Source organism: Mycobacteroides franklinii (assembly GCF_002013895.1).
GTDB lineage: Bacteria > Actinomycetota > Actinomycetes > Mycobacteriales > Mycobacteriaceae > Mycobacterium > Mycobacterium franklinii.
The window spans coordinates 268,921-293,267 of sequence record NZ_MAFQ01000007.1 but is presented as its reverse complement, the minus strand read 5'-3'; the positions used below and the strand labels follow the sequence as shown (position 1 = coordinate 293,267).

The following is a 24,347-nucleotide window of genomic DNA, read 5'->3' as shown; positions in this document are numbered from 1 at the left end:
CGCGCGACTCGGCGGGGGCACCGGTAGTACAGAAGGTTGAGATGACGATTGTTCCGCCTCCTACCGAGGACACGGCAATGCGGTCCTGGGAGTTCCCCGAGGAGAATCCCGAACCGCCCGCACGATGGAGCAAGTACGTGCCCGGCGAGCCGCAGCTGCGCGCAGCCGCCTTCGGCACACTGGTTGGCCTCCTGTTCGCGGTTCTCATGGGCGCGGCCTACAGCGCGCAGCCCGGCGCTTCCCTGTGGTCATTGAATAAGACCGTCTTCCCCACCCATTCGCAGGACATCGCCGTGCGCGCGGTGGTCTCCGACCTCAAGAACGCCCAGGACATCCTCGGCAACGGCAAGCAGCCCTCAGCCGATCAGCTCACCGACGCCCGCAGCTCACTCAATGACGCCAAACAGGGATTGGAGTACGTCTCCACCTCCGATGAGCGCACCTCATTGCAAAATCTGTATCTGCAGCTCAACCAGCAGCTGCGCCAATACACCCCCGAGCAGGCCCAACAGCTTCCCGCGCTGCCGGCACCTCCCGGGGTGAACACCGACACGAACCTGGCGGCCAACGTGGGGCCCGCGGCACCGGCCTCATCCCCTGCGCCCAGCTGGGGATACACCGCCGCGGCGAACGCTCCTGCCGCCACACCCGAGTCCTACGCGGTTCCCCCACCGCCCGGTATTCCGGTTGATCCGGTCGCCGACTGGCCGGCGCCCATTGCGCCGCCATTGACACCCAACCTTCAGGATCTGGGCGGCTATGACCCGTCGTGGTCGCTGCTGTACGGATACAACGTCTTGGACTGGTTCAATTGGGGTCTCTCCGGTTTCAACCGGTACGGATACGACTTCACCGGCTTCGATCGGTGGGGCTATGACCGCTGGGGTTACGACCGATGGGGTTACGACCGCTGGGGCTACAACTGGGACGGATACAACTGGTCCGGATACAACCGCGACGGACGAGATCGCGGCGGCCGCAATGAATGGGGCCAGGTCAACGACAATGATCCCCGCGACCAGGGCTGGTACGACAAATACCACCCGTATCGGCAGTACTACGACTGGAAATTCCAGAACACCAATCCGGTGTACAGCCGGAGTCTCTGGGATCAGTCGCACGGAATCGATCCCTCTCAGTACCGGGATTGGAACCTGAATCGCAACTGGGACAACCCGTTACAGCGGGACTGGTCGCCGGTGGCCCGTATCGCCGACCGGCCAGTGCTGGCCGAGCCCGTAGTGAACCTGGACGCGTCGCTCGCGCAGTTCATTGCCGATGACAAGTCGGCCCGCCCGTCGAAGGATCTGATCAAGGATCTGTCGACCAAGTCGGCCCGCAACTTCAGCAAAGAGCTCGCGGCCCAACCCCAGGCGCCGGAGAAGTCTTCCGGACCGGAGTCACCTGCCGCCATAAAGCCTTCCGCTCCACCGGTATTGACCGCTCCGGCGCCGACAGTTCCGCCGAAGGAGGTACCCGCGGACTTCACACCTCCGTCGCTGCCCACTGTTCCGCCGGTGACGCCGGTGCCGACGACCGAGCCGCGCGCGACATCCAGCACCGCGGCCCCGGCCCCGTCGACCGAACCGTCGCACACACCGGCGCCATCGTCCGAACCTCCGGCCAACGCCACCACAAGCACCCCGGGGCCCGCACCCACCTCGGTCGCGCCGACGCCCACACCCAAAGAGGAGACCTCCGCTCCGGTGACGACGCAGCCGGCTCCGACGCACGAGACACCGGCGACGCCGACTCCCCACGAAACGGCCACGGTGGCACCGTCACAGACGGTGGAACCCACCACGGCTCCAGAACCAACCAAGCAGCGCAACACTCCGACGCGCGAGGTTCCGACCTCCGAGGCGCCCGCGCCGCGCGCAACGGCAGAGCCGGTACCCGTCGAGACAGCCCCGTCACGCGCACCGGCAGCTGAACCGGCCGCGCCCACCCGGGAAGCACCCAGCCGGGAGGCACCGACGCGCGAAGCACCCACGCGGGAGGCACCGACATACAGCACCGCCACCCAAGCACCCAGCGCCGGCGGAGGTAGCAGCGGTGGCAACAGTAGTGGCAGCAGTAGTGGCAGCAGTAGTGGCAGCAGCGGCAGTGGTGGTGGCGGCCACCACTAGCGAAGGCCCCATTGCGGCTGAAGTAAGGTTACCCTTACTTCATGCCTACAACTTGGATGGACACCGTGGTACGTCAGGTGCGCCGGGCCGGCGACTTTCCGTTCCCGCACCAGGCGGCCTTCATGCTCGACAATCCAATTCACCGAAAATTCGTGAACCCCACCGGGGTCGCCCAGCAGTTAGCGCTACGCGGCGACGAATGGGTGCTGGAGATCGGCCCGGGCCCTGGCATCTTCAGCGTTCCCATCGCAGCGCGACTTCCCCGCGGACATCTGGACCTGTTCGATGTGCAGCCAGAAATGCTCGACAAGGTAAGACGCAAGCTTCAGCGGGCCGGACACCGCAACGCCGGGTTCTACTCGGGCGATGCGAGTGGCGGGCTTCCCTTTCCGGACAACACCTTTGATGTCGCCTTCCTCGCCAGCGTGATCGGCGAGGTCCCCGATAAGGAGGCATGCATCCGATCGCTGGGGCAGGTGCTCAAACCCGGCGGGCGATTGATCTTCCACGAGATCTTCCTCGATCCCGATCGACTAGGGATCAAGGAACTCCGCGCCCTCACCGAGCCCCAGGGATTCGCGTTCGCGTCCGCGACCGGCAGCCGATGGCGCGACATCGTGGAGTTCACCCGAACCGAAGACGCCTAGCACACAGCAACATTGGGACGGTCTGAATCCACAGACCGCCCCAATGCTCTTGCTAGGTGCCCTTGACGTTCAGGATCTGGCGCAGCTGATGCAGCACAGTCACCAAATCCCGCGCGTCCTCCATCACCTGATCGATGTCCTTGTACGCGTCCGGGATCTCGTCGACGAACTCGGCGCTATCCCGATACTCGATACCTGCCATCCGCTTGCGCAGATCGTCCTGCGTGAACCGCTTACGCGCCTCGGTTCGGGAGAACCTACGCCCGGCGCCATGCGGTGCCGAGCACAGCGACTCCGGATTCCCCTTGCCCTGCACCACATATGACCGCGTTCCCATGGATCCGGGGATGATCGCCTTCACGCCCTCATGCGCGTCGACGGCGCCCTTACGGGTCAGCCACACCTGCTTACCGAAGTGCTCCTCACGCTGAGTGTAGTTGTGGTGACAGTTAATGGTCTCCACTACCTGCGCGTCGGCAACGCCCATCCACTCGGCGAAAACCGAAGCGAACCGGTCCATCATCTCGGCCCGGTTGAGATAGGCGAATCGTTGCGCCCACTTCAGGTCCAGCAGGTAACGCCGGAACTCGTCGGTACCCTGCGGCAGGAATGCCAGATCCTGGTGCGGCAGCGGCACATACCAACGCTTGCACAGCCGCTGGGCGATCTTGATGTGCCTCTGCGCAATCTTGTTGCCGACACCCCGACTACCGGAGTGCAGGAACAGCCACACCGCATCGGCCTCATCCAGGCACAGCTCGATGAAATGGTTACCACCACCGAGCGAGCCCAGCTGCTCACGCCACTTGGGCGAGTGCGACAGATCGACCTCAGTGCTTGCGGCCAGTTCGGCCAGCTCCTCGTATCGACCGCGAGTGAATGCGAATCGATCGCGCCCGGTGTTGTAGTTCCCCGGCGAGAGCGGAATCGCATCCTCGATGGACTCCCGCAGGGCCGCCAACGTGGTACCCACAGTCGCGATCCGGCGATCTATATCTGATCTGGAGAAGCCGGTACGCATGCCGATCATGCCGCAGCCGATGTCGACTCCGACCGCCGCCGGGATGACCGCGTCGACGGTGGGAATCACGGCGCCGACCGAGCTACCCATGCCGACGTGAGCGTCGGGCATCAACGCGACAAACGGCGCGACGAACGGCATGGCGGCCACTTCCTCGGCCTGCCGCAGGGTTCCGGGCTCGATCATCGATGCCCAGTTCTTCACCCGCCTACCGGAGCACGTGGCGCCCCGAAGATTCTGACTAGCAACCTCTGGATGTGTCATGGCGCCTCCTTTCATGGCTCGTGGCGCTGGACAATCCTGTGCGTCGAGGGACTCTTGCGCAACTGTTTTATGGGCGACTCAATGCTGGATTTACATCCCGAATAGCGGGAGACTGAGTTGTGAGGAATACCATATCCGGATATATCGTTAGTTTAGGTAATCTACTTTTCAGACTTCCAAAGAACACCCTGTTGATGTGAGGCTGCCCATGACCGTGACCAATGAAACCGACCCGCAGCAGGAGCAGCTGGCCCGTCGTATTGAGAAGCTGCGCGAGAGCGATCCCCAGTTCCGCGCCACCCAGCCCGACACCGCGGTGGCCGAACGAGTACTGCGCCCCGGCCTGCACCTCTCCGAAGCGATCGCGACCTTGATGACCGGATACGCCGAGCGGCCCGCCCTGGGCGAGCGTGCGCGCGAGCTGGTCACCGACCATAACGGCCGCACCGTGCTGCGCCTACTTCCCCGCTTCGACACCATTACCTATGGCGAATTGTGGTCCCGCACAACGTCAGTAGCCGCCTCCTGGCATCATGACACCGGGCATCCCGTCCGGGGCGGCGACCTGGTGGCGACCCTGGGGTTCACCAGCATCGACTACACCGTGCTGGATCTGGCGATCATGATCCTCGGCGGCGTCGCCGTTCCCCTACAGACCAGCGCACCGGCTTCGCAGTGGACCACCATCCTGGCCGAGGCAGAGCCCAACACACTTGCGGTAAGCGTCGAATTGATCGGCGCTGCACTGGAATCCGTGCGCGCCACACCGTCCATCAAGCAGGTCGTGGTGTTTGACTACACCCCCGAGGTCGATGACCAGCGTGAAGCCTTCGAAGCGGCCAGCGCAGAGCTCGCAGGATCGGGTATCGCCATCGAAACCCTCGACGCCGTGATCGCCCGGGGCGCCCAGCTTCCCGCGGCTCCGCTCTACGCGCCCTCCCCCGGAGACGATCCACTGGCGCTACTCATCTACACCTCTGGCAGCACCGGGGCCCCAAAGGGCGCCATGCACAGCGAGAACATCGTGCGCCGCTGGTGGATTCGCGAAGACGTCATGGCCGGGACCGAAAACTTGCCCATGATCGGGCTGAACTTCATGCCGATGAGCCACATCATGGGTCGTGGCACGCTCACCTCCACCCTGTCCACGGGCGGCCTCGGATACTTCGCCGCATCCAGTGACATGTCAACGCTTTTCGAAGACATGGAGCTGATCCGACCCACAGCGCTGGCCCTCGTTCCCCGCGTCTGCGACATGGTGTTCCAGCGATTCCAGACCGAGGTGGATCGCCGCCTCGTCACCGGCAACTCCTCCGATGCCGACGCGGTTGCCGCAGAGGTCAAGGCCGATATCCGCGACAACCTCTTCGGTGGCCGCGTGCTGGCGGTCATGGTGGGCTCCGCCCCACTCTCTGAAGAGTTGGGCGAGTTCATCGAATCCTGCTTCGAGCTGAACCTGACCGATGGCTACGGATCCACCGAGGCCGGCATGGTGTTCCGCGACGGCATCGTGCAACGCCCGCCTGTCATCGAATACAAGCTGGTCGACGTGCCCGAACTGGGCTACTTCTCCACCGACAAGCCGCATCCGCGCGGTGAGCTTCTGCTGAAGACCGACGGCATGTTCCTTGGCTATTACAAGCGCCCCGAGGTGACCGCCGGCGTCTTCGATGAGGACGGTTTCTACATGACCGGCGACATCGTCACGGAGCTAGCCCACGACAACATCCAGATCATCGATCGCCGCAACAACGTGCTCAAGCTCTCCCAGGGCGAGTTCGTCGCGGTCGCCACCCTGGAAGCCGAGTACGCCAACAGCCCTGTGGTGCATCAGATCTACGTGTACGGCAGCAGCGAGCGGTCCTACCTGCTGGCCGTCGTGGTGCCGACACCGGAGGCGGTTGCCACGGCCAAGGGCGACGCCGCGGCGCTCAAGGCGACCATCGCCGACTCGCTGCAGGACATCGCCAAGGAAATCCAGTTGCAGTCCTATGAGGTTCCCCGCGACTTCATCGTCGAGCCGCAGCCGTTCACCCAGGGCAACGGCCTACTCACCGGCATCGCCAAGCTGGCGCGCCCGAACCTCAAGGCGCACTATGGCGAACGGCTGGAGCAGATGTACGCCGATATCGCCGAGCTGCAAGCCGCCGAACTGCGTGCGCTGCACGGTGTCGATCCGGACAAGCCCGCGCTGGAGACGGTGCTCAAGGCCGCGCAAGCGTTGCTTGGGGTCTCCTCCGCCGAGCTCGCCGCGGACGCGCATTTCACCGATTTGGGTGGCGATTCACTATCCGCACTGTCCTTCTCTGATCTGCTGCGCGACATCTTCGCCGTCGAAGTACCCGTCGGCGTGATCGTCAGCGCCGCCAACGATCTCAGTGGTGTCGCGAAATTCATTGATGAACAACGCCATTCAGGTGGAACTCGGCCGACCGCCGAGACAGTACACGGCGCCGGGCACACCGAGATCCGGGCGTCCGACCTGACCCTGGACAAGTTCATCGACGAAGCCACCCTCCAGGCGGCCCCGTCACTCCCCCGATCCGCCGGCACCCCGAACACCGTGTTACTCACCGGATCGAACGGCTATCTGGGCCACTACCTGGCGCTGGAATGGCTTGAGCGCCTGCACAAGACAGACGGCAAGCTGATCGTCATCGTTCGCGGCAAGAACGCCGACGCCGCTTACCGGCGCCTCGAGGAGGCCTTCGACAGCGGTGATGCCGAGCTGTTGGCACTTTTCCGATCACTGGCAGAAAAGCACCTCGAGGTGCTGGCAGGCGATATCGGCGACCCAGACCTGGGGCTGGATGTCGATACCTGGCAGCGTCTGGCCGACACCGTGGACGTCATCGTGCACCCAGCCGCCCTGGTGAACCACGTGTTGCCCTACAGCCAGCTCTTCGGACCGAATGTCGTTGGCACCGCGGAAATCATCAAACTGGCGCTGACCACCACGATCAAGCCCGTCACCTACCTCTCGACGGTCGCGGTCGCGGCGTATGTCGATCCGACGACATTCGACGAGGAGTCCGATATCCGGCTCATCAGCGCGGTGCGTCCCATCGACGAGCTGTACGCGAACGGCTACGGCAACAGCAAGTGGGCCGGAGAGGTGCTGCTGCGTGAGGCACACGACCTGTGCGGCCTCCCGGTCGCGGTGTTCCGCTCGGACATGATCCTGGCCCACAGCCGCTACACCGGACAGCTCAACGTCCCCGACCAATTCACCCGCCTGATCCTCAGCGTGATCGCCACCGGCATCGCCCCCGGCTCGTTCTATCAAGCACAGGCCGCCGGCGAACGCCCGCGGGCACATTACGACGGGCTGCCGGGTGACTTCACCGCCGAGGCGATCACCACGCTGGGCACCCAGGTGACGGAGAGTTACGAGACCTACGACTGTGTGAATCCGCATGCCGATGGGATCTCGCTGGACAACTTCGTCGACTGGCTCATCGAAGCCGGATACCCCATCGCGCGCATCGACAACTACAACGAATGGTTCAGCCGCTTCGACACCGCCATCCGCGGCCTACCCGAAAAGCAGAAGCAACACTCACTGCTACCGCTGCTCCACGCGTTCGAGCAACCCTCCGGCGCCGAAGACCACGGGGTCGTCCCGGCCAAGCGGTTCCAGCATGCCGTGCAGGCGGCTGGAATCGGCCCGGCCGGGCTGGACGGCACGACCGATATCCCGCACCTATCGCAGCAGCTGATCGTGAAGTACGCCAAGGACCTCGAACAGCTCGGGCTGCTGTGACCCGCGCGCTTACAGAATCCAGGGTTTCGTAAGCTGCCGATATGACCATTGACGCCGCCGCTAACAACACCAAGGAAGCACGTCGTCAGCGGTTGGGAGACCGGGTCAGACGCCTCTTCACCGAGGATCCGCAGTTCCGTGCCGCCAAACCCGATACCGCGGTAGACGCTGCCGTGGCCGTTCCCGGACTACGGCTCGCGCAGGTGGTCGCCACGATCATGGACGGCTACGCCGACCGTCCGGCGCTCGGGCACCGGGCGCAGGAACTCGTCACCGATGACGCAGGCCGCTCGACGCTACATCCACTGCCCGAGTTCGAGACCTTGACCTACGGCGAGCTGTGGGGCATGGGCCGCGCGCTGGCCTCCGCCTGGCATCACGACCCTGTCACCCCGGTCCGGGCCGGGGACTTCGTCGCCATGCTCGGCTTCACCAGCGTCGACTACACCGCGATCGACCTCGCGTGCATCCACCTTGGCGCGGTGGCGGTTCCGCTGCAGACCAGCGCGCCGGCCTCCAACTGGACCGCGATCCTGGCCGAATCCGAACCCTCCGTGCTGGCGGTAAGCGCCGAGTTGCTCGATGCGGCGATGGAATCGGCACTCGCCACACCGTCATTGCGGCATATCGTCGTCTTCGACTATCACCCCGGTGTCGACGCACAGCGCGAAAGCCTCGAGTCCGCACAGCACCGGATCGTTGAGGCGGGCGTGCCCATTTCCGTCGACCCGATATCCGTGGTCATCGGGCACGGGCGTGCTCTCCCGGACGCCCCCCTGTTCACCGCGGCGGAGGGCACCGACCCGCTTGCGCTGGTCATCTACACCTCGGGCAGCACCGGAACTCCCAAGGGCGCCACGTACACCGAGAAGATGGTGGCCAAGCCCTGGTTGCGTGCCGACACGCTGAGCTCCAAGGCTGAAATACCTTTGATCAACCTCAATTTCATGCCGATGAGCCATGTCATGGGACGCGGCAGCCTGGTCACGGCGTTGGCCTGCGGCGGCCTGGCGTACTTCGCCGCATCCAGCGATATGTCCACTCTGTTCGAGGACATCACCCTGACTCGCCCCACCGTGGTGACTCTTGTTCCCCGTGTGTGCGACATGCTTTTTCAGCGCTACCGCAACGAGGTCGAACGCCGCGTCGCGGTGGATTCGGCAGCCGATCTCGCCACCCTTGATGCCGACGTCAAGGCCGACATCCGTGAAAACCTCTTCGGCGGGCGTGTTTTGACGATCGTGTGCGGCTCGGCCCCACTCTCCGAGGAGTTGGCCTTCTTCATCGAATCCTGCCTGGATGCTCGTATCACCGACGGTTACGGTTCCACCGAGGCCGGTGTGATCGTGCGCAACGGCCGGATCCAGCGCCCGCCCGTCATCGACTACAAGTTGGTCGATGTTCCCGAGCTGGGCTACTTCTCCACCGATAAGCCGCATCCGCGTGGCGAGCTACTGGTGAAGGCGGAATCGGTGTTCGGTGGCTACTTCAAGCGCCCCGATGTCACCGCCGACGTCTTCGATCCCGACGGGTATTACAAGACCGGGGATATCGTCGCCGAGCTGGAGCCCGACAGGATCCAGATCGTGGATCGGCGCAACAACGTCATCAAACTGTCGCAGGGTGAATTCGTAGCAATCGCCAACCTGGAAGCCGAGTACGCCAACAGCCCGCTGGTGCATCAGATTTGCGTCTACGGCAGCAGTGAACGGTCGTACCTGCTGGCCGTGGTGGTGCCCACTTCCGAGGCTTTCGAACAGAGCCGGGGAGACGACGATCTCCTCAGACGCCTGATCGCGGAGTCACTCCAGCAGGTTGCCCGCGAGGCCGAACTGCAGCCCTACGAAGTGCCTCGCGACTTCCTGGTGGAGACCGAGCCGTTCACGGCGGCCAACGGACTGCTGACCGGTATCGCAAAGCTGGCCCGCCCCAAACTGCATGAGAAATACGGCGCCCGCCTGGAACAGCTCTACTCCGATATCGCGACCGCTCAAGCTCTTGAGTTGCAGGCCCTGCATTCTGCCGGGTACGAGGGCAAGCCCGTCCTGGACACCGTGCAGCGGGCGGTCACGGCGCTGCTGGGATTGTCCGCGTCCGAGGTGAGCCCGGATGCGCACTTCCTCGACCTCGGCGGCGATTCACTGTCGGCCCTTGCCTTCTCGGATCTACTACGCGATATCTTCGCCGTCGAGATTCCGGTCGGCGATATTGTCAGCGCCGCCAACGACCTGAACGCCGTCGCACGCATCGTCGAGACGCGCCGGGACTCAGGGTCTGCGCTGTCCCTACGTCCCAGCGCCGAATCGGTGCACGGCGCGGGCCACACCGAGATCCGCGCGGCCGACCTGACCCTGGACAAGTTCATCGACGAAGCCACCCTGCGGGCTGCGCCCTCGGTACCCCGGGCCGTCGGTATCCCGCAGACCGTGTTGCTCACTGGATCCAACGGCTACCTGGGACGGTTCCTGGCGCTGGAATGGCTTGAGCGCCTGCACAAGACAGACGGCAAGCTGATCGTCATCGTTCGCGGCAAGAACGCCGACGCCGCCTACCGGCGCCTCGAGGAGGCCTTCGACAGCGGTGATGCCGAGCTGCTGGCGCACTTCCGCGCGCTGGCGGAAAAGCACCTCGAGGTGATCCCCGGAGACATCGGCGACCCGAACCTCGGGCTGGATATCGATACCTGGCAGCGTCTGGCCGACACCGTGGACGTCATCGTGCACCCAGCCGCCCTGGTGAACCACGTGTTGCCCTACAGCCAGCTCTTCGGACCGAATGTCGTTGGCACCGCGGAAATCATCAAACTGGCGCTGACCACCACGATCAAGCCCGTCACCTACCTCTCGACAGTTGCCGTGGCAATCTCGGTAGATCCCAAGGTGTTCGACGAGGAGTCCGATATCCGCATCATCAGCGCGGTCCGTCCCATCGACGATGGCTACGCCAACGGGTACGGCAACGCGAAGTGGGCCGGAGAGGTGCTGCTGCGTGAGGCACACGACCTGTGCGGCCTCCCGGTCGCGGTGTTCCGCTCGGACATGATCCTGGCCCACAGCCGCTACACCGGACAGCTCAACGTCCCCGACCAATTCACCCGCCTGATCCTCAGCCTCATCGCCACCGGCATCGCCCCCGGCTCGTTCTATCAAGCACAGACCACCGACGAACGACCACTCGCCCATTATGACGGGCTACCAGCTGATTTCACGGCGTCGGCCATCACCGCCCTCGGTGCCATCGAAGGATTCCACACCTACGATTCGGTGAATCCGCATGCCGACGGAATCTCGCTGGACAACTTCGTCGACTGGCTCATCGAAGCCGGATACCCCATCGCGCGGATCGACAACTACAACGAATGGTTCAGCCGCTTCGACACCGCCATCCGCGGCCTACCCGAAAAGCAGAAGCAACACTCACTGCTACCGCTGCTCCACGCGTACCGGTATCCGCAACACGCACACAACGGCGCTTTCCTGCCTGCGATTAGGTTCCGTGAGGGTGTCCAGTCCGCGCAGAACGCCGATATCCCACACCTCACACGGGATCTCATCGTCAAGTACGCAACCGACCTGAAACAGCTCGGCCTGCTGTAGCCGCGCGAATTTCTGTGCGCTGCTTTCAATTTCACGCCAATACCAAAGAAACCCCGGAAGCCGAACGGTCGGCGGTGTTAATGTCCCCGCCATGGGACAGTGGTCACGCGACGAGCTGCAAGGCATGTTCGATCATCACCTTCGAGTGGTCGACGACATAGGCCCCAAGGGCGACTGGGCCAAATACGCCGATCTATTCGCCGCGGACGCCACCTACATCGAACCGACCTATGGCACCTTCGAGGGCCGTGAGTCCATTCGCGAATCCATGGTCAAGACGATGTCGGAGTTCCCCGGGGTGGAGATGCCGCACTACTTCTCCAACTGGCACGTCGTCGACGAGGAACACGGTTGGATCATCTGCGAGCTGGTCAACAGAATGAGGGACCCCGGCGACGGAAGCATCTGGGAAGCGACCAATATCAGCATCTTCCGGTACGCCGGCAACAACGAATGGGCCAACGAGGAAGATGTGTACAACCCCATGCAATTCATGATCGCCATTCAGGGTTATGTACAGCGCAGCAACGAGCTGGGCTCGCTCTCCCCTGCGGCCGAGACCTTCGGGAAGAACATGGGCTGGCTCGGCTAGCCCGCGGCCAGGAACCTGCCTGCCTTGACCGTGCTGCCGAAGCCCTCGACGAAGGTGCCGTAGGAGTACACCCGCTGCCCGCCGACAACCGTGGCCGCAATCGCCTTGTCATTGCGACATACCTGACGAGACACCCCGAACTCCTCCATGTACTGCTCGTGGTATTCCTCAAGCGAATCATCAAGGCCCGCAGGGTCAATCACCGCGATATCGGCAGTATCGCCGATACGTAGCCGCCCCGCGTCCAGGCCGTACCATTCACCGAGCTCGCCGGTGAGTCGATGCACCGCGGCTTCCAGCGGCATGAACGGAGCCCCTGCCTCGCGGGCCTCCTTCACGCGCTTGAGCAACCGCAGCCCGGCGTTGTAAAAGGACATATTCCGCAGGTGGGCACCGGAGTCGTTGTTACCCAGCTGGAAATGCCGGTACTTGATGGACTCGTTGAGCACGTCGGTGCGGTCATTGGCGATGGTGGTGTGCCAGCGGACTTTCCCGGGGTACTCCGAGACAAGGTCCAGGAAGGCATCCACCGGTTGCACACCGCGAGCGTCGGCCACCTGCCCGAATGACTTGCCCACCACCGATTCGTCGGGGCAGCCGACGATCTCGGTGTCGTACATATCGCGGTTCCAGGCCACCACCCCGTACTTCTGGGCCATCTCCTTGCGGAACCGTCGCCGATATCCCTCATCCTTGATCAGGTCGACTCGCTGCAGCTGATCGCGGATATCCAATGCCGCTGTGCCGGAGGCGAACTCCTCGAAGATAACCAGGTCCATGCCGTCGGAGTACAGATGGAAGGGCACCGCCAGCAGCTGGAAGTTGACCTGGGACCTCAGCAGCGGGTTGAGGGCACCAGTGGCGGCCTTGAGAAGTCTGATGACCGAACGGTTGCTCTTCAGATCGAAGGCGGCCAAGAGCGTCGTCTTGAGTGAACGCCGCCAGGGCCGGGCACCGCTGAGCAAGAAGTGCATGACCGTCTCGGGCCTCTTCTCGACGTCGAGATTGGACTGCACCACGGCCCCGCGCCGGCGCACCACGTCGTAGAGGGCGCCGTATTCGCGCCAGGTCGCATAGGTGGACGGCAACTGGCGGCCCGCAAAACGCGTGCCTTCGAGCTTGGAAAAGCGCAGCCGGTCGGTGGACAGGCCCACGAAGCCGGCGTCCAGAGCGTCGGTCACCATCGCACGCATCCGGGCCAACTCCCCGGATGTGGGGCGCTCGGCGTAGTCGGTCGCGCGTGCGAGACCCATGACCGCGGCACGGATATCCGAATGCCCGATCAGCGTTGCGACGTTGGCACCCAACGGAAGTGACTCGACGACCTTGCGATACCCGCGTGGCCCGTCCCAGTCCTTGTGCTCCTTGAGCGCCGAGTGGACCGCATCCCACGGCAGGGCCTCGACTCGGGCGAAGAGATCGGCGACATCCTCAGGATCGGCATACACCGCCGACATCGAGCAGTTGCCATAGATGACCGAGGTGACGCCGTGACGCACCGATTCCCCGAGCCCCGGGCTGACGAGCACCTCGGCGTCGTAATGGGTGTGCACATCGACCATGCCCGGGATGACCCATTTACCGTCGGCGTCGATGACCTCGTCGGCGTCGGCACTCGAGAGGTCGGGCGCCATTGCCACCACTTTGCCGCCGCGGACCCCGACGTCCACGGATCGGCCGGGTGCTCCGGTCCCGTCGAATACCAGGCCGCCGCGCACCAGCAGGTCGTATGTCGCCATAGTCGATACACCTCATTCGATCAGCAGATAGTCAGCTTATCGCTGCCCATTCGTGCCTATCGGGAAGGCCCGGCTGCCTGTTCACAGGTATTCCGCAGCTGATGCTTCGCTGCAGCACGAACTGGGTTGACCATATCGACCGACTCCGCGCCGACCGTCACCCGTCGAAAAAGATCTGCACCCGATCTGATTCCGGCAGGGTCTGGCAAGCGAGCGTGAATCCGTCGGCCACCTCACTGTCGATGAGCGACTCGTTCATCAGCATGCGCGTCTGTCCCGACTTCACCGAACAGATGCAGGTGGCGCAGGCCGATTCCCGGCACACGTAGGGCGCGTCTATCCCCGCATCGAGTAGCACGTCGAGCAGCTTCTTGCCCGGCGGCCAGTCGAGAACATGTGTGCTGCCGTAAATTTCGACCTCCAGCACCGTATTGCCGGTGGCGTCGGTACGCGCGACTCGGATGGCCTCAGCTGTCACTGGCCCACCGCGCGACGTCCCGGGAGGCGGTCGTTGAGCTCGCCGTCGGCACCGAACAGAATTGCCTGCCAGTCCTCGAGCAGCTCTTCGGTGTCGATGTCGTCGGGGTGGAAACCGGGCCGCATGTATTCGGCGATATCGCGCATCAGCCCCTTGACCAGCGGGCCGCGGTACACGTCGATGGTCTGCCGCAGCACCGCCAGCGGTTTCCAGCCGCTCGGGTCGGTGAGGATCGAGGCCAGTACGGCAAGGGTCATGAACGGCAGCGTTCCCGCCCAGATGAGTGACATCACGCCGATGCGTACCGACTCGGGGCCGCCCACCGCGCGGTACACGTCGAAGGCGACCGACTTGTGTTCCATCTCCTCCATGGCATGCCAGTTGAGGAGATGGTGGATCTCTTTGGACATCGGAATCTCTTGCAGCTCAGCACTGGAAAGCACCCGCTGGGCCAGAACTGCCGTGTAGTGCTCGGCGGCGGCCGTCATCGCCAGATGCGCGATCCGGGGAGCACGCTTCTCCAGCGCGATGACCAACCGCTCGCGCCGACTCCCCTCCTCGAAGTTCATGATGCGGACCAGCGGGTAGCCCATATCGATGATCTTCTCGTTGAGCTTGCGGTGCTCGCGGCCGTGCATGGCCTCCTGACCGATGAAGCCCGCGACCCGCTTCTTCAGCACCGGATCGGTGATCTGGTCGGAGTAATTGCGCACGGACCGGATGAATGACTCCTCACCGGGAGGGAACGCCCCGGAAAGGAGCGAGACCAGGTGGCTGAAGACGATGTCGCCCTCGACGTAGTGCTTTTTCATGGGGGCCGGTTCACCGAACCGAAAGTTCATCCGGCGCACCTTGGGCAATGCGCGTGCCGCGACTCCACGCCGCCCCTGCTCCACAACAGCCATGACGGGACTCCTTCCTGCGACGTCTTCATTGACGTCTGACCTGGCGATTTATTACTAGTACTCCGAGTACTACTGTTAGTATCCATACCGCACGGCACGAGCACAATAGGGAGCATGAACGTGTCGCCCGAAGCGGACAGCAAACGGCCGGGCACACGTACCATCACTGGTGATGAGAGGCGTGGAGAACGTGAGCACAGCCGTCGCGTCCAAGGCAGCCCCGGTCGCAGCGAAGCGTGGCGACCGGCGCAAGATTGCCCGAGAAGAGTTGTTGGATGCGGCATTTCGTGCCATCGACAGCCTGGGCGCCACCGTCAGCATGGACGACATCGCCCGCGAGGCGGGCGTTGCAAAGCCCAAGCTATACCGGTACTTCGAAGACAAGGCCGACCTACATACCGCCGTCCTGGAACGCGTGCAGGCCATGGTCTGGAACGCGGCCATGGCGCGTATCAACCTGATGACCGATTCCGCCCGCGAGTTGGTTCAGCACGGTGCCACCGAATACGCGCAGATGATCTCGGATCACCCGAACGTGTTGCGCTTCATCGTGCATGGTCACTTCGTCAATTCCAGCGATGGCACTGAGCGGCTGGTGGCGACCGCGCAGCAGATGACGCACGATATGGCCGAAATCCTGTCCAGTGCGATCGACGACGAGACGGTGGACATCGACGACGCCGACCTCGCGGTGAGCTCGGCCGCCGGAGCGATCGGCACCGCCACCGAATGGTTCCTGGGCCCTAATCAGCTGCGCGCCGAACCGATGTCCATCGAGACCTTCGTGGAGTACCTGACCACGGTGCTGTCCGGCCTCGCCGCATCGATCGCGGAGTTCAACGGACTAACCCTTGATCCCGACCAGCCGTTGCACCTGGCCTTCACCAGCGCGCGCGGCAGCACCTCATGACCGACGGAATCCCCCTGGCACGCATCACCCGTGGCCGGGCACTCGGCAAGTTGGCGGCCGGACAGGCCGTGCGCACCGCCGGCAGCCGGCTCTCGATGATCGGCCGGTCGGAGCAAGCACGGGCACTACTCGCGGAGCGCTCCACGCTGCAGGCAGCCGACCAGCTCGTGACCGTCCTGGGCAGCCTCAAGGGTTCGGCGATGAAGCTCGGTCAACTGCTCTCGATGCTCGAAGTGGATATGGTGCCCGAAGCTCACCGCGAGCGCTTCCGGCAGAAGCTGGCCCGGTTGCGGGATCAGGCCCCACGCGAACCGTTCTCGGTGATGCGACCGATCATCGAGTCCAATCTGGGAAAGCTGCCGAAAAACTTCCGCGATTTCGACGAGGCTCCCGTCGCTGCCGCATCCATCGGGCAGGTGTACCGCGCCGTGCTGCACGACGGACGTGAGGTGGCGGTCAAGGTGAAGTATCCGGGAGTGGACGAAGCGGTGCGCGCAGATATGCAGAACCTGGCGCTGTTCACCAAGTTTTGGCGTAAAGCGCTTCCCACACTGTCCAATTCCGCATTCATGGACGAGATCTCCATGAACTTGGAAAGCGAGCTGGACTACCCCCGGGAAGCTCGCACCCAACACGAGATCGCCGAACGTTACCGCGGGCACCCGTTCATCGTCATTCCCGATTGCATACCAGAACTGTGCACATCGCAGATCCTGGTGACCGAATTCCTTGACGGCCAACCGTTCCCGTATATGCAGACGCTCGCCGACGAGGAACGTAACCGCATCGGCGAGCTCATTTTCCGCTTCTATATCGGGTCGCTGTTCCAGGACAACGACTTCTGCGGTGACCCCCATCCGGGGAACATCCTGCGCACATCCGATGGAACCCTCGGATTCGTGGACTTCGGGCTGTACAACCGGATGGACCCCGAACATGTGGAATTCGAGCGACACATCATGCGCGCCGCCGCCGAAGGCCGTGCCCAGGACACGTACGACGCGATGGTCGCGCGCGGCATCATCGATCGCCACGGGCACGTCAGCCCCCAGGACTGTCTGGAGTATTGCCATGCGGCGTCCGGCTGGAATCTCGTCGACGAGGAAATGACCATTACTCCGGAAATCGCCTCCAGCGCAATGATTCTCGCGGTGGACCCGCGATCCAGCGAGTTTGCCGGTATGCGCCGTCAAAACCTGCCGCCGGAACACATCTTCTCGCGTCGCGCCGACTTCTATACGTTCGGCGTGCTGGGCCAGCTCAATGTCACCGGCAATTGGCATCGCATTGCCCGCGAGTGGATTTACGGTGAGCCGCCCGCCACCGAGATCGGAATCGCCATCGCGCAGTGGCGCGCCGCCCGCTAGCGCAGCATGCGGTCGATCGCGCGGCCGAACATCCACTGGCCGCCGGCCTTGGCCAGCGGGTCCAAGACGCGTGGCACACCGCGCACACTCACGTGCTCGGTCCAGATGACGCGCGAACCGGCGCCCTCGGTGCGCACCTCGATCTCCGCCCACCCCAAGATCAGCTTTCCCGTCTTCTCCAGCCGACAACGACCGGGATCACCGCCGCGCGGCGGCTCCCACCGGGTGACCGTCATCGGGTCCTCGAAGCCGATACGCCCCAGCCCCGTTCGCCCCACGAATGTGGTACCGACGCCAGCCGGCGGGTCGCTGGTCACGACGACAGTCGTCAACGGGATGTGCGCACTGTGCCGCGGCCAGTCGGTGATCCGCGCAAATGCCTCGTCGCCGGGCAGCGCGCTGAGCCGCTCTATTCTGAGAAGGGCCATAGTCCGAACAGTTTCGAGTTTGCTTTCCCCGCGCGCAAGGCAACGATGGTCTCCGCCAGCGTTTCCCGCGGGTCACGATAGGTGACGCCGAGTTCGTGCTCACTGGGTGAGTCATCGGAGGCGGGCATCTGCGTGTAGTACTGCATACCTGCCTCGGTGACCGGGGTTCCCAGTGGCACATAGCGGCCAATCTGATCCATCACCGTCCCCGCCGCGCGCAACACCGAGTCCGGTACCGGAACAGCCAACACGGTGCTGTCCGACGCGTCGGCCAGCAGATCCACCAGCTCGTCGACCTCCAGCCGATGACCACCCGCGGTATAGCGCCGCGGTCCGCGCCCGGGTTCCAGAAGAGCGGTGTGCAGAGCCGCGAGGTCCCGGACGTCGACCACCAACCATGCCGCGCTGCGCCCCGGGACCGATCGCATCAACAGCACCCAGCGCACACCCTCGGCGGCCTCACCGAATTGATCGCCGACGGGCGGGCCCAGCACCATGCCGGGATAGGTGATGGTGACCGGCGCGCCGGAGTCCTGCAATGCGCGCACGTACAGCTCGACCCGCGCCTTCGACTGGCCGTATCCATCGCTGCCACCGGCCGCGGGCAGGTCCGCCTCGAAGGTCTGCAAACCCGGCCGAAAAAGCGCGGTGATGCTCGAAACATGCACTATCGGATCGAGGCCACGCTCGACCGCCGTCCCCAGCACGTTGCGCGTGCCCGCGAGGTTGATGGCCATCATCCGTTCGGCCTCTTTGGGGTCCGTGCTGACCATGGCCGCGCTGTGCAGCACCGCGTCGCATCCGTCGAGCGCAGCCAGGACCGATTCCCTGTCGGTGATATCCCCGACGGCGTAATCGGATACGTCGACACCCAGCGTGGCCACCGTGGTGTGCAGACGAGCTTCCTTACGCACCAGAAAGCGGACCTGGTGCCCGGCGTCAGCCATCGCCTTCGCGGTCCACCCACCCACGAATCCGGTACCGCCAGTGACCAATACGCGCATTCCTCACGTCCCCTCCGGCCGGGCCGCACGCTCCGATCAGGTCATCGTAGGTCGTCGGGGCCACTGTGCAGGCCGAATATCGAAGAGCCATGCGGCACCGACCCCCATGCGGGGTGTGCCAAGATCGCTGGGTGCGTCTACGCCCCGCCTTACCGCTCATCGCCGCTCTCACCGCCATTGCCATGACCCTGGCGCCGGCGGCCTCCGCGCTGCCCGATCGCGTCACCCCCATCGGGCACATCGGCGAGACACTGCATTTCGACTACGGCACCATCGGTGCCGATGTCACCGTGCACAACATCGAGCCCACCGGTGTCCCGGCCGGCATGGCCACCCCGCGCGGCGTGATCTGGAAGGCATACGTCACCATCCGGCCGACCACGGTGCCCAACGCGTACGCACTGTTGATGGCACTCAAGCTTGGCGGCATCTCACCGGAAACCGGGGATGCCTACGAGCCGCAGCGCACCGACGAACCCGACGACCTGAACTACGCGCTGCGTAACGCGCCGCAGGGGTCGACCGTGAACGGCGCGGTGTACTGGGATGTCTACCGCGGACCGGTGCGCCACATCGTGCTGCGTTCGGCGCAGACCCAGGTCCACCTGGCCCAGTGGGACCTCTGAGTCCCGCGAGCAGACGTCAGCGAGGCTGGAATAGGTAGTTGCGGAAGGTTTCGGTGACCTTGTCCACAGGCCGCCACGCGTCCGCACTCCACACCGACATCCGGTAATCCCGCGCCGCGAACCACGCGACGATGTCCTCGGCGGTACGCCCGAAGCGCTCCATGTGACGGTCCTCGACCTCAAGCATCATTGCCGGACGGGTCCGCTCGATCGTCTTCTCGCCGCTGACCAGCACATCGAGTTCGGCACCCTCGACGTCGATCTTCACGAAGTCGATCCGCGTGATGTTCAGCCGCTCACAGAAACCGTCGAAGGTCTCGGTGTCGACCACCACCCGGATGTGCTCATGGAACTCGGCGTTGGAACCCAACCCGTCGGCACCCGCATCGACGAAAGACCGTCCGGTGATCGGCTTGCCGTTCCGCAGCGGCACGCTCATCACCTGCTCACCGACATTGGTGCCCAGTGCGACGGCATGGCGGCGCACGTTTTGCGCGCTGCGCAGGCCCAAGGCCGCCGACGAGGTGGCGTGCGCGAACCGCAGCGGCTCCAGGCTGTACACCAGGCCGTCGGCGCCCACCAGACGTGCCAGCTCCGCGGTGTAGAAGCCGGCCGCCGCGCCCACGTCGATGCACACATCGCCCGGCTTGACCACCTGGGCGATGCCGACGAGTTCGGTTTCCACCCACGGGGTGGCGCGGGCCAGCGTGCGCAGGCCGTGTCCCACCACCGCATCACGAATCTCGCCAAATGCGGTAACGCGCCGCGATGAGCCTCTTGGGCGAAGAGCCTCAGGCTCGGTCATGTGATGCTCCTCGGGATTGATCGTCGATAGGGCCGCAGAGTCTGGAACCGGGGCCAAGTATAGGTAGCCTGCCGGTCATGCCGATTCAGGTCAGCATCGCGACCGCCGACGACAGCACCGAACTGGCGACTGTCGCCGCCCGCACCTTCCCGCTCGCCTGTCCCCCGTCGTCCACCCCGGAGAACGTCGCGGCATTCATCGCGGCCAATCTCAGCAGCGGCAAGTTCGAGGAATACATCCTCGATAACCGGGTGCTGGTGGCACGCGAAGACGACACCGCGATCGTCGGGTACGCGATGCTTGTGGACGGCGTCGCCGAGGACCCCGACGTGCAGCGTGCGGTGACGCTGCGGCCCGCGGTACAGCTCTCCAAGATGTACGTGCTGCCCGAGTTCCACCAAGCCGGCGTCGCGGCGGTGCTGATGAGTGCGGCGCTTACCGAGGCAGCCGCGTCCGGCGCGTCCGGGGTTTGGCTCGGTGTCAACCAAGAAAATGAACGCGCGCAACGCTTTTACACCAAGCACGGCTTTACCCGCAGCGGCACCAAGACCTTCCGGGTGGGTGAGCGACTGGAAAGCGACTACGTCATGCAGCGTTCGGTAGCGCCGCCGCGCTGAGCGCCAGCAGCCGCGAGGTGGCACGCAGATACTTCTTGCGGAAACCGCCTGCCACCATCTCGTCGTCGAAGATCTTGTCCAGCTTCATCCCCGAGGCCTGCACCGGGATGCCGGCGTCGTAGAGCCGGTCCGTCAGGGCCACGATCCGCAGCGCTACCGACTGATCGTGCACCTGCTCCACCCCCGCGACGAAGACCGCGGTCACGCCTTCGATGAGGCTCAGATACCGGGACGGATGCATGCTCGCCAGGTGGCGGCACAGATCGTCGAACTGGTCGAAGGTCGCGCCGTCGATGGACGCCGCCAGTTCGCGAAGCTGCTCGTCGGAATGCGGTTCGGGAGCGGGCGGCAGGTCACGGTGCCGGTAGTCCGGGCCCTCCACCCGCACCGTGTTGAAGATCGCCGACAGCGCGGCGATCTCGCGCAGGAAGTCCTGGGCCGCGAACCGGCCCTCGCCGAGCTGCTCGGGCAGCGTGTTGGAGGTCGCGGCGATCGAAACCCCGCGCGCCACCAGCTCCGAAAGCAGCCGCGATACCAACGTCGTATTGCCGGGGTCATCCAGCTCGAACTCGTCGATGCACACCACCGTGTAGTCGGCCAACAGCTCGATGCACTCCAGGAAGCCGAAAACACTTGCCACCTGAGTCAATTCACCGAAACTCGCAAACGCCTTGGGGCCGGGCACCGTGTGATAGATCGACGCCAGCAGGTGGGTCTTGCCCACACCGAACCCGCCATCGAGATAGATGCCCACTCCGGGCAGCACTTCGCGCTTTCCGAACAGCTTCTTCTTGCCCGCCCGGCGGATCGTCGCCTCCTGGGCGAAGGCCCGGCACGATTCCACGGCCGCCGTCTGCGTCGGCTCGTTGGGGTCGGGCCGGTACGAGTCAAAGCTCACCGAGGTGAACGTCGGCGGCGGCACGAGCTGGGCGATCAGCCGCTCGTTGGAGACGGTGGGGTGCCGGTCGGCAAGGTGCTGGGGGAACCCGGGCGAACGAAGCGACGGGGATTGGCCCGTAACGGCAACAGATTGCGGATCAGTCACACGGGCAGCGTAACGGCGTGCTGAGATCTCCTTGTGGCCGACAGTGACGATGAACAGGCGATTCCGGGCCCTACTGGGATACAGCTCACACAGCTGACAACCGGGGCGCCGGTGGGTTCCAGCGAGCTGGTCGATCTCTACGACTACCCCGCGAACAATGAAATCTGTCTGCGCGCCAACATGATTGGCAGTCTGGACGGGGCGGCGACGGTCACCGGTTTGTCCGGTGGGCTCGGCGGCGACGGCGACCGGGCGGTATTCGCCGCGATGCGCGCCAATGCCGATGTGATTCTGGTCGGGTCCGGCACCGCGCGCGCCGAGCGCTATCACGGCGCACATCTACCGGTCAGCGTGCGCCAGCGCCGTCAGGCCCGCGGGCAGGGCGAGGTTCCGGTGATTGCGGTGGTCACGGCCTCAGGAGCCGTGGATCCGAGCATTCCCCTGTTCAACGAATCTGAGGTCACCCCGATCGTGGTCACCACGGCGTCCGGAGCGGCGAACGTCGCTTCCCGGGTTCCGGGTGCGCAGATTCTCGTCGCCGAGAACCACCTGCACACCGGGAAGGTCGATCTGCGTGCGGCGCTGACCGGGCTACACAGCCGGGGCCTGTCTCGAGTGCTGTGCGAGGGGGGCCCGTCACTGCTCGGCACGCTGCTTGCGGCACGTCTCGTCGACGAGCTCTGCCTGACCGTGGCGCCCACCACGGTCGGCGGCGACGGGGGCCGGATCGTGTCGAGCCCCACCGAAGCACCCACGGCGTGGCAACGGGTGTTGCTGCTCGCAGACGGGGACGGCTACCTGTTCACGCGGCACGTCCGGGCTTAGCCAATGTTCACCCGATACTGTGGTCGGCATGCGTGCACGGCTGATGGGGGCGATGGCGGTTGCCCAGCTGCTAACCGGGGTACTGGCTGGGTGTGCACCCGGCCCCTCGGCCGGACCGCATTTCGCGATGGACGAGGGCCACGGAAATGTGGGTCCCGCCATGGCACCGCCACCGAGCGGTCCCCCGTCGATCGACAAGCCCAAGGTCGATCTGTCCTGGCAGGACTGCACCCGTGAGGTGCTCGCCAGCGCCAACATCACCACCTCGCCCACATTCACACTCGAGTGCGCCGAGTACAAGGCGCCGCTGGACCCGATCAACGGTGCGCCGGGCAGCGTGACGCTGGGCGCGGTGCGCGCCAAGACTTCGCAGACACCCGCCGATGCCGGCCCGCTCGTCTTCACCACGGGCTCCGATCTCCCGTCCTCGGTCCAGCTGGCCACCTGGCTCAACGGGCCGGGCGCGCAGGTGCTCAAGCAGCGCCCTGTGGTGGCCGTCGACCGCCGCGGTATCGGGCGATCCGATGCCATCACCTGCCGCGATACCTGGGATACGCGCGACATGCGGGACCAGGCGCAGAACCGCGGCGGCGACGACCCCGTCGCGAGCCTGGGCAAGATCGTCGAGACCGCGACCACCAACTGCACCGACACCATCTCCCCCGGTGACTCCGCCTACAACGACGCGCATGCCGCCGAGGACCTGGAGGCGCTGCGCGCCCAGTGGGACGTGCCGGCCCTGGCGCTGCTCGGCATCGGCAGCGGCGCGCGGGTCGCGCTGGCCTACGCCGGATCCCACCCCAACAAGGTGGCCCGGCTGATGCTCGACTCCCCGGTGGCCGCCGACATCGCCGCCGAGGCTGCCGCCGAACAGCGGCTCAAGGGCCAGCAGTCCGCGTTCGACGCCTTTGCCGCACAGTGCGTCGCCAACAACTGCCCGCTGGGACCCGATCCGGCCGGGGCCGTCGGTGACCTGCTGAACCGCGCACAGAACGGCGGCCTGCCTTGGTCACGGGCGACGGTCGTCAGGGCGATCACCACGGCGCTGGCATATCCGGTCGGCGACAGCACCGCCGTCGTACAGAATCTTGCGAACACACTCAACGCCGCGCGCGGTCCTGACAGTGGCGCGTTGACCCCGCTGGTCGACCGGGCCAACGCGCTGCGCGATACCGATGGGCAGTTCGTCAACTCGTGCAGCGACGCGCTGGCCCGCCCCACCCCCGACCGGGTCCGCGAGCTGGTGGTGGCCTGGGGCAAGCAGTACCCCCTGTTCGGGCGCACCTCCGCCCTGGAATTGGTGAACTGCCTACAGTGGCCCAGTGGATCCAAGCCGAACCCGCCACAGGATCTGAAGATCAACGTGCTGATCCTCGGCGGGCAACACGATCCGATCTCCGGCAGCGAGGGTGTGTCGGCGACGGCCGCGGTGATCATCAACGCCAAGGCGGCCAGCAAGCGCGTCATGTGGCAGGGCATCGGCCACGGTGCCATCGTCTACACCGCGTGCGCGCAGCCTCCGTCCCTGGCATACCTGAACGACGGGAAGCTCCCGGACACCGACACGTTCTGCCCGGCCTAGTCGT

At 64.8% G+C, this 24,347-nt stretch carries 19 protein-coding genes; 11 read left to right on the top strand and 8 right to left on the bottom strand.

The window, feature by feature from the left end; genetic code table 11:
- The first annotated feature begins 41 nt into the window (after nt 1-41).
- Together B4393_RS14260 and B4393_RS14255 are read left to right on the top strand one after the other, a co-directional pair.
- Nucleotides 42-2,129, top strand: coding sequence for a hypothetical protein (locus B4393_RS14260; RefSeq protein WP_236743164.1), 2,088 nt, complete (start codon nt 42-44; stop codon nt 2,127-2,129).
- Nucleotides 2,130-2,185: 56 nt separating this feature from the next.
- Nucleotides 2,186-2,776, top strand: coding sequence for a class I SAM-dependent methyltransferase (locus tag B4393_RS14255; protein ID WP_078334658.1), 591 nt, complete (start codon nt 2,186-2,188; stop codon nt 2,774-2,776).
- A gap of 52 nt (nt 2,777-2,828) precedes the next feature.
- On the opposite strand, the gene B4393_RS14250 is transcribed toward B4393_RS14255, so the two are convergent.
- Nucleotides 2,829-4,061, bottom strand: coding sequence for an RtcB family protein (locus B4393_RS14250; RefSeq protein WP_078334657.1), 1,233 nt, complete (start codon nt 4,059-4,061; stop codon nt 2,829-2,831).
- Nucleotides 4,062-4,269: 208 nt separating this feature from the next.
- On the opposite strand from B4393_RS14250, the gene car (B4393_RS14245) reads away from it, so the two are divergent.
- The 3 genes from car (B4393_RS14245) (at nt 4,270) to B4393_RS14235 (ending at nt 12,012) form a co-directional block, all read left to right on the top strand.
- Nucleotides 4,270-7,824: a carboxylic acid reductase gene (gene car, locus B4393_RS14245; protein WP_078334656.1), complete on the top strand. Its 3,555-nt coding sequence runs from the start codon at nt 4,270-4,272 to the stop codon at nt 7,822-7,824.
- A gap of 41 nt (nt 7,825-7,865) precedes the next feature.
- Nucleotides 7,866-11,420, top strand: a complete 3,555-nt coding sequence (gene car / locus B4393_RS14240) for a carboxylic acid reductase (protein WP_078334655.1) — start codon at nt 7,866-7,868, stop codon at nt 11,418-11,420.
- A gap of 91 nt (nt 11,421-11,511) precedes the next feature.
- Nucleotides 11,512-12,012 carry a nuclear transport factor 2 family protein gene (locus tag B4393_RS14235; protein ID WP_078334654.1) on the top strand — a complete coding sequence of 167 codons (501 nt, stop codon included), beginning with the start codon at nt 11,512-11,514 and terminating at the stop codon, nt 12,010-12,012.
- Here B4393_RS14235 and B4393_RS14230 read toward each other — a convergent pair.
- From B4393_RS14230 to B4393_RS14220, 3 genes are all read right to left on the bottom strand, one after another.
- On the bottom strand, nt 12,009-13,751 hold the full coding sequence (locus tag B4393_RS14230) for an N-acyl-D-amino-acid deacylase family protein (protein ID WP_078334653.1): 1,743 nt from the start codon (nt 13,749-13,751) through the stop codon (nt 12,009-12,011). The genes B4393_RS14235 and B4393_RS14230 overlap by 4 nt on opposite strands.
- A gap of 157 nt (nt 13,752-13,908) precedes the next feature.
- Nucleotides 13,909-14,229, bottom strand: a complete 321-nt coding sequence (locus B4393_RS14225) for a 2Fe-2S iron-sulfur cluster-binding protein (RefSeq protein WP_070939429.1) — start codon at nt 14,227-14,229, stop codon at nt 13,909-13,911.
- The gene (locus B4393_RS14220; RefSeq protein WP_078334652.1) at nt 14,226-15,134 is read right to left on the bottom strand and encodes a metal-dependent hydrolase; all 909 of its coding nucleotides are present in this window, start codon (nt 15,132-15,134) and stop codon (nt 14,226-14,228) included. Before B4393_RS14220 ends, B4393_RS14225 begins: the two co-directional genes overlap by 4 nt.
- A 181-nt stretch (nt 15,135-15,315) precedes the next feature.
- Between B4393_RS14220 and B4393_RS14215 the strand changes: the two genes are divergently transcribed.
- Both B4393_RS14215 and B4393_RS14210 read left to right on the top strand, forming a co-directional pair.
- A complete protein-coding gene (locus tag B4393_RS14215; protein WP_078334651.1) occupies nt 15,316-16,044 on the top strand; it encodes a TetR/AcrR family transcriptional regulator in 729 nt (242 codons plus the stop codon).
- A complete protein-coding gene (locus B4393_RS14210) occupies nt 16,041-17,411 on the top strand; it encodes an ABC1 kinase family protein (RefSeq protein WP_078334650.1) in 1,371 nt (456 codons plus the stop codon). The genes B4393_RS14215 and B4393_RS14210 overlap by 4 nt, the downstream gene beginning before the upstream one ends.
- Here the strand turns inward: B4393_RS14210 and B4393_RS14205 are convergent.
- Nucleotides 17,408-17,839 carry an SRPBCC family protein gene (locus tag B4393_RS14205; protein WP_078334649.1) on the bottom strand — a complete coding sequence of 144 codons (432 nt, stop codon included), beginning with the start codon at nt 17,837-17,839 and terminating at the stop codon, nt 17,408-17,410. The genes B4393_RS14210 and B4393_RS14205 overlap by 4 nt on opposite strands.
- Nucleotides 17,821-18,843, bottom strand: a complete 1,023-nt coding sequence (locus B4393_RS14200; RefSeq protein WP_078334648.1) for an SDR family NAD(P)-dependent oxidoreductase — start codon at nt 18,841-18,843, stop codon at nt 17,821-17,823. The genes B4393_RS14205 and B4393_RS14200 overlap by 19 nt, the downstream gene beginning before the upstream one ends.
- A gap of 131 nt (nt 18,844-18,974) precedes the next feature.
- Between B4393_RS14200 and B4393_RS14195 the strand changes: the two genes are divergently transcribed.
- Nucleotides 18,975-19,469, top strand: coding sequence for a DUF1942 domain-containing protein (locus tag B4393_RS14195; protein ID WP_109420961.1), 495 nt, complete (start codon nt 18,975-18,977; stop codon nt 19,467-19,469).
- 16 nt (nt 19,470-19,485) lie between these two features.
- On the opposite strand, the gene B4393_RS14190 is transcribed toward B4393_RS14195, so the two are convergent.
- Nucleotides 19,486-20,274 carry an FkbM family methyltransferase gene (locus B4393_RS14190; RefSeq protein ID WP_078334647.1) on the bottom strand — a complete coding sequence of 263 codons (789 nt, stop codon included), beginning with the start codon at nt 20,272-20,274 and terminating at the stop codon, nt 19,486-19,488.
- Nucleotides 20,275-20,351: 77 nt separating this feature from the next.
- On the opposite strand from B4393_RS14190, the gene B4393_RS14185 reads away from it, so the two are divergent.
- Nucleotides 20,352-20,891, top strand: a complete 540-nt coding sequence (locus B4393_RS14185) for a GNAT family N-acetyltransferase (RefSeq protein ID WP_078334646.1) — start codon at nt 20,352-20,354, stop codon at nt 20,889-20,891.
- On the opposite strand, the gene zapE is transcribed toward B4393_RS14185, so the two are convergent.
- Nucleotides 20,860-21,936, bottom strand: a complete 1,077-nt coding sequence (gene zapE / locus B4393_RS14180; RefSeq protein ID WP_078334645.1) for a cell division protein ZapE — start codon at nt 21,934-21,936, stop codon at nt 20,860-20,862. The genes B4393_RS14185 and zapE overlap by 32 nt on opposite strands.
- A gap of 33 nt (nt 21,937-21,969) precedes the next feature.
- Between zapE and B4393_RS14175 the strand changes: the two genes are divergently transcribed.
- Nucleotides 21,970-22,761, top strand: coding sequence for a pyrimidine reductase family protein (locus B4393_RS14175; RefSeq protein WP_078334644.1), 792 nt, complete (start codon nt 21,970-21,972; stop codon nt 22,759-22,761).
- Between the two features lie 28 nt (nt 22,762-22,789).
- On the top strand, nt 22,790-24,343 hold the full coding sequence (locus B4393_RS14170) for an alpha/beta hydrolase (RefSeq protein ID WP_078334712.1): 1,554 nt from the start codon (nt 22,790-22,792) through the stop codon (nt 24,341-24,343).
- The last annotated feature ends 4 nt before the right edge of the window (nt 24,344-24,347 follow it).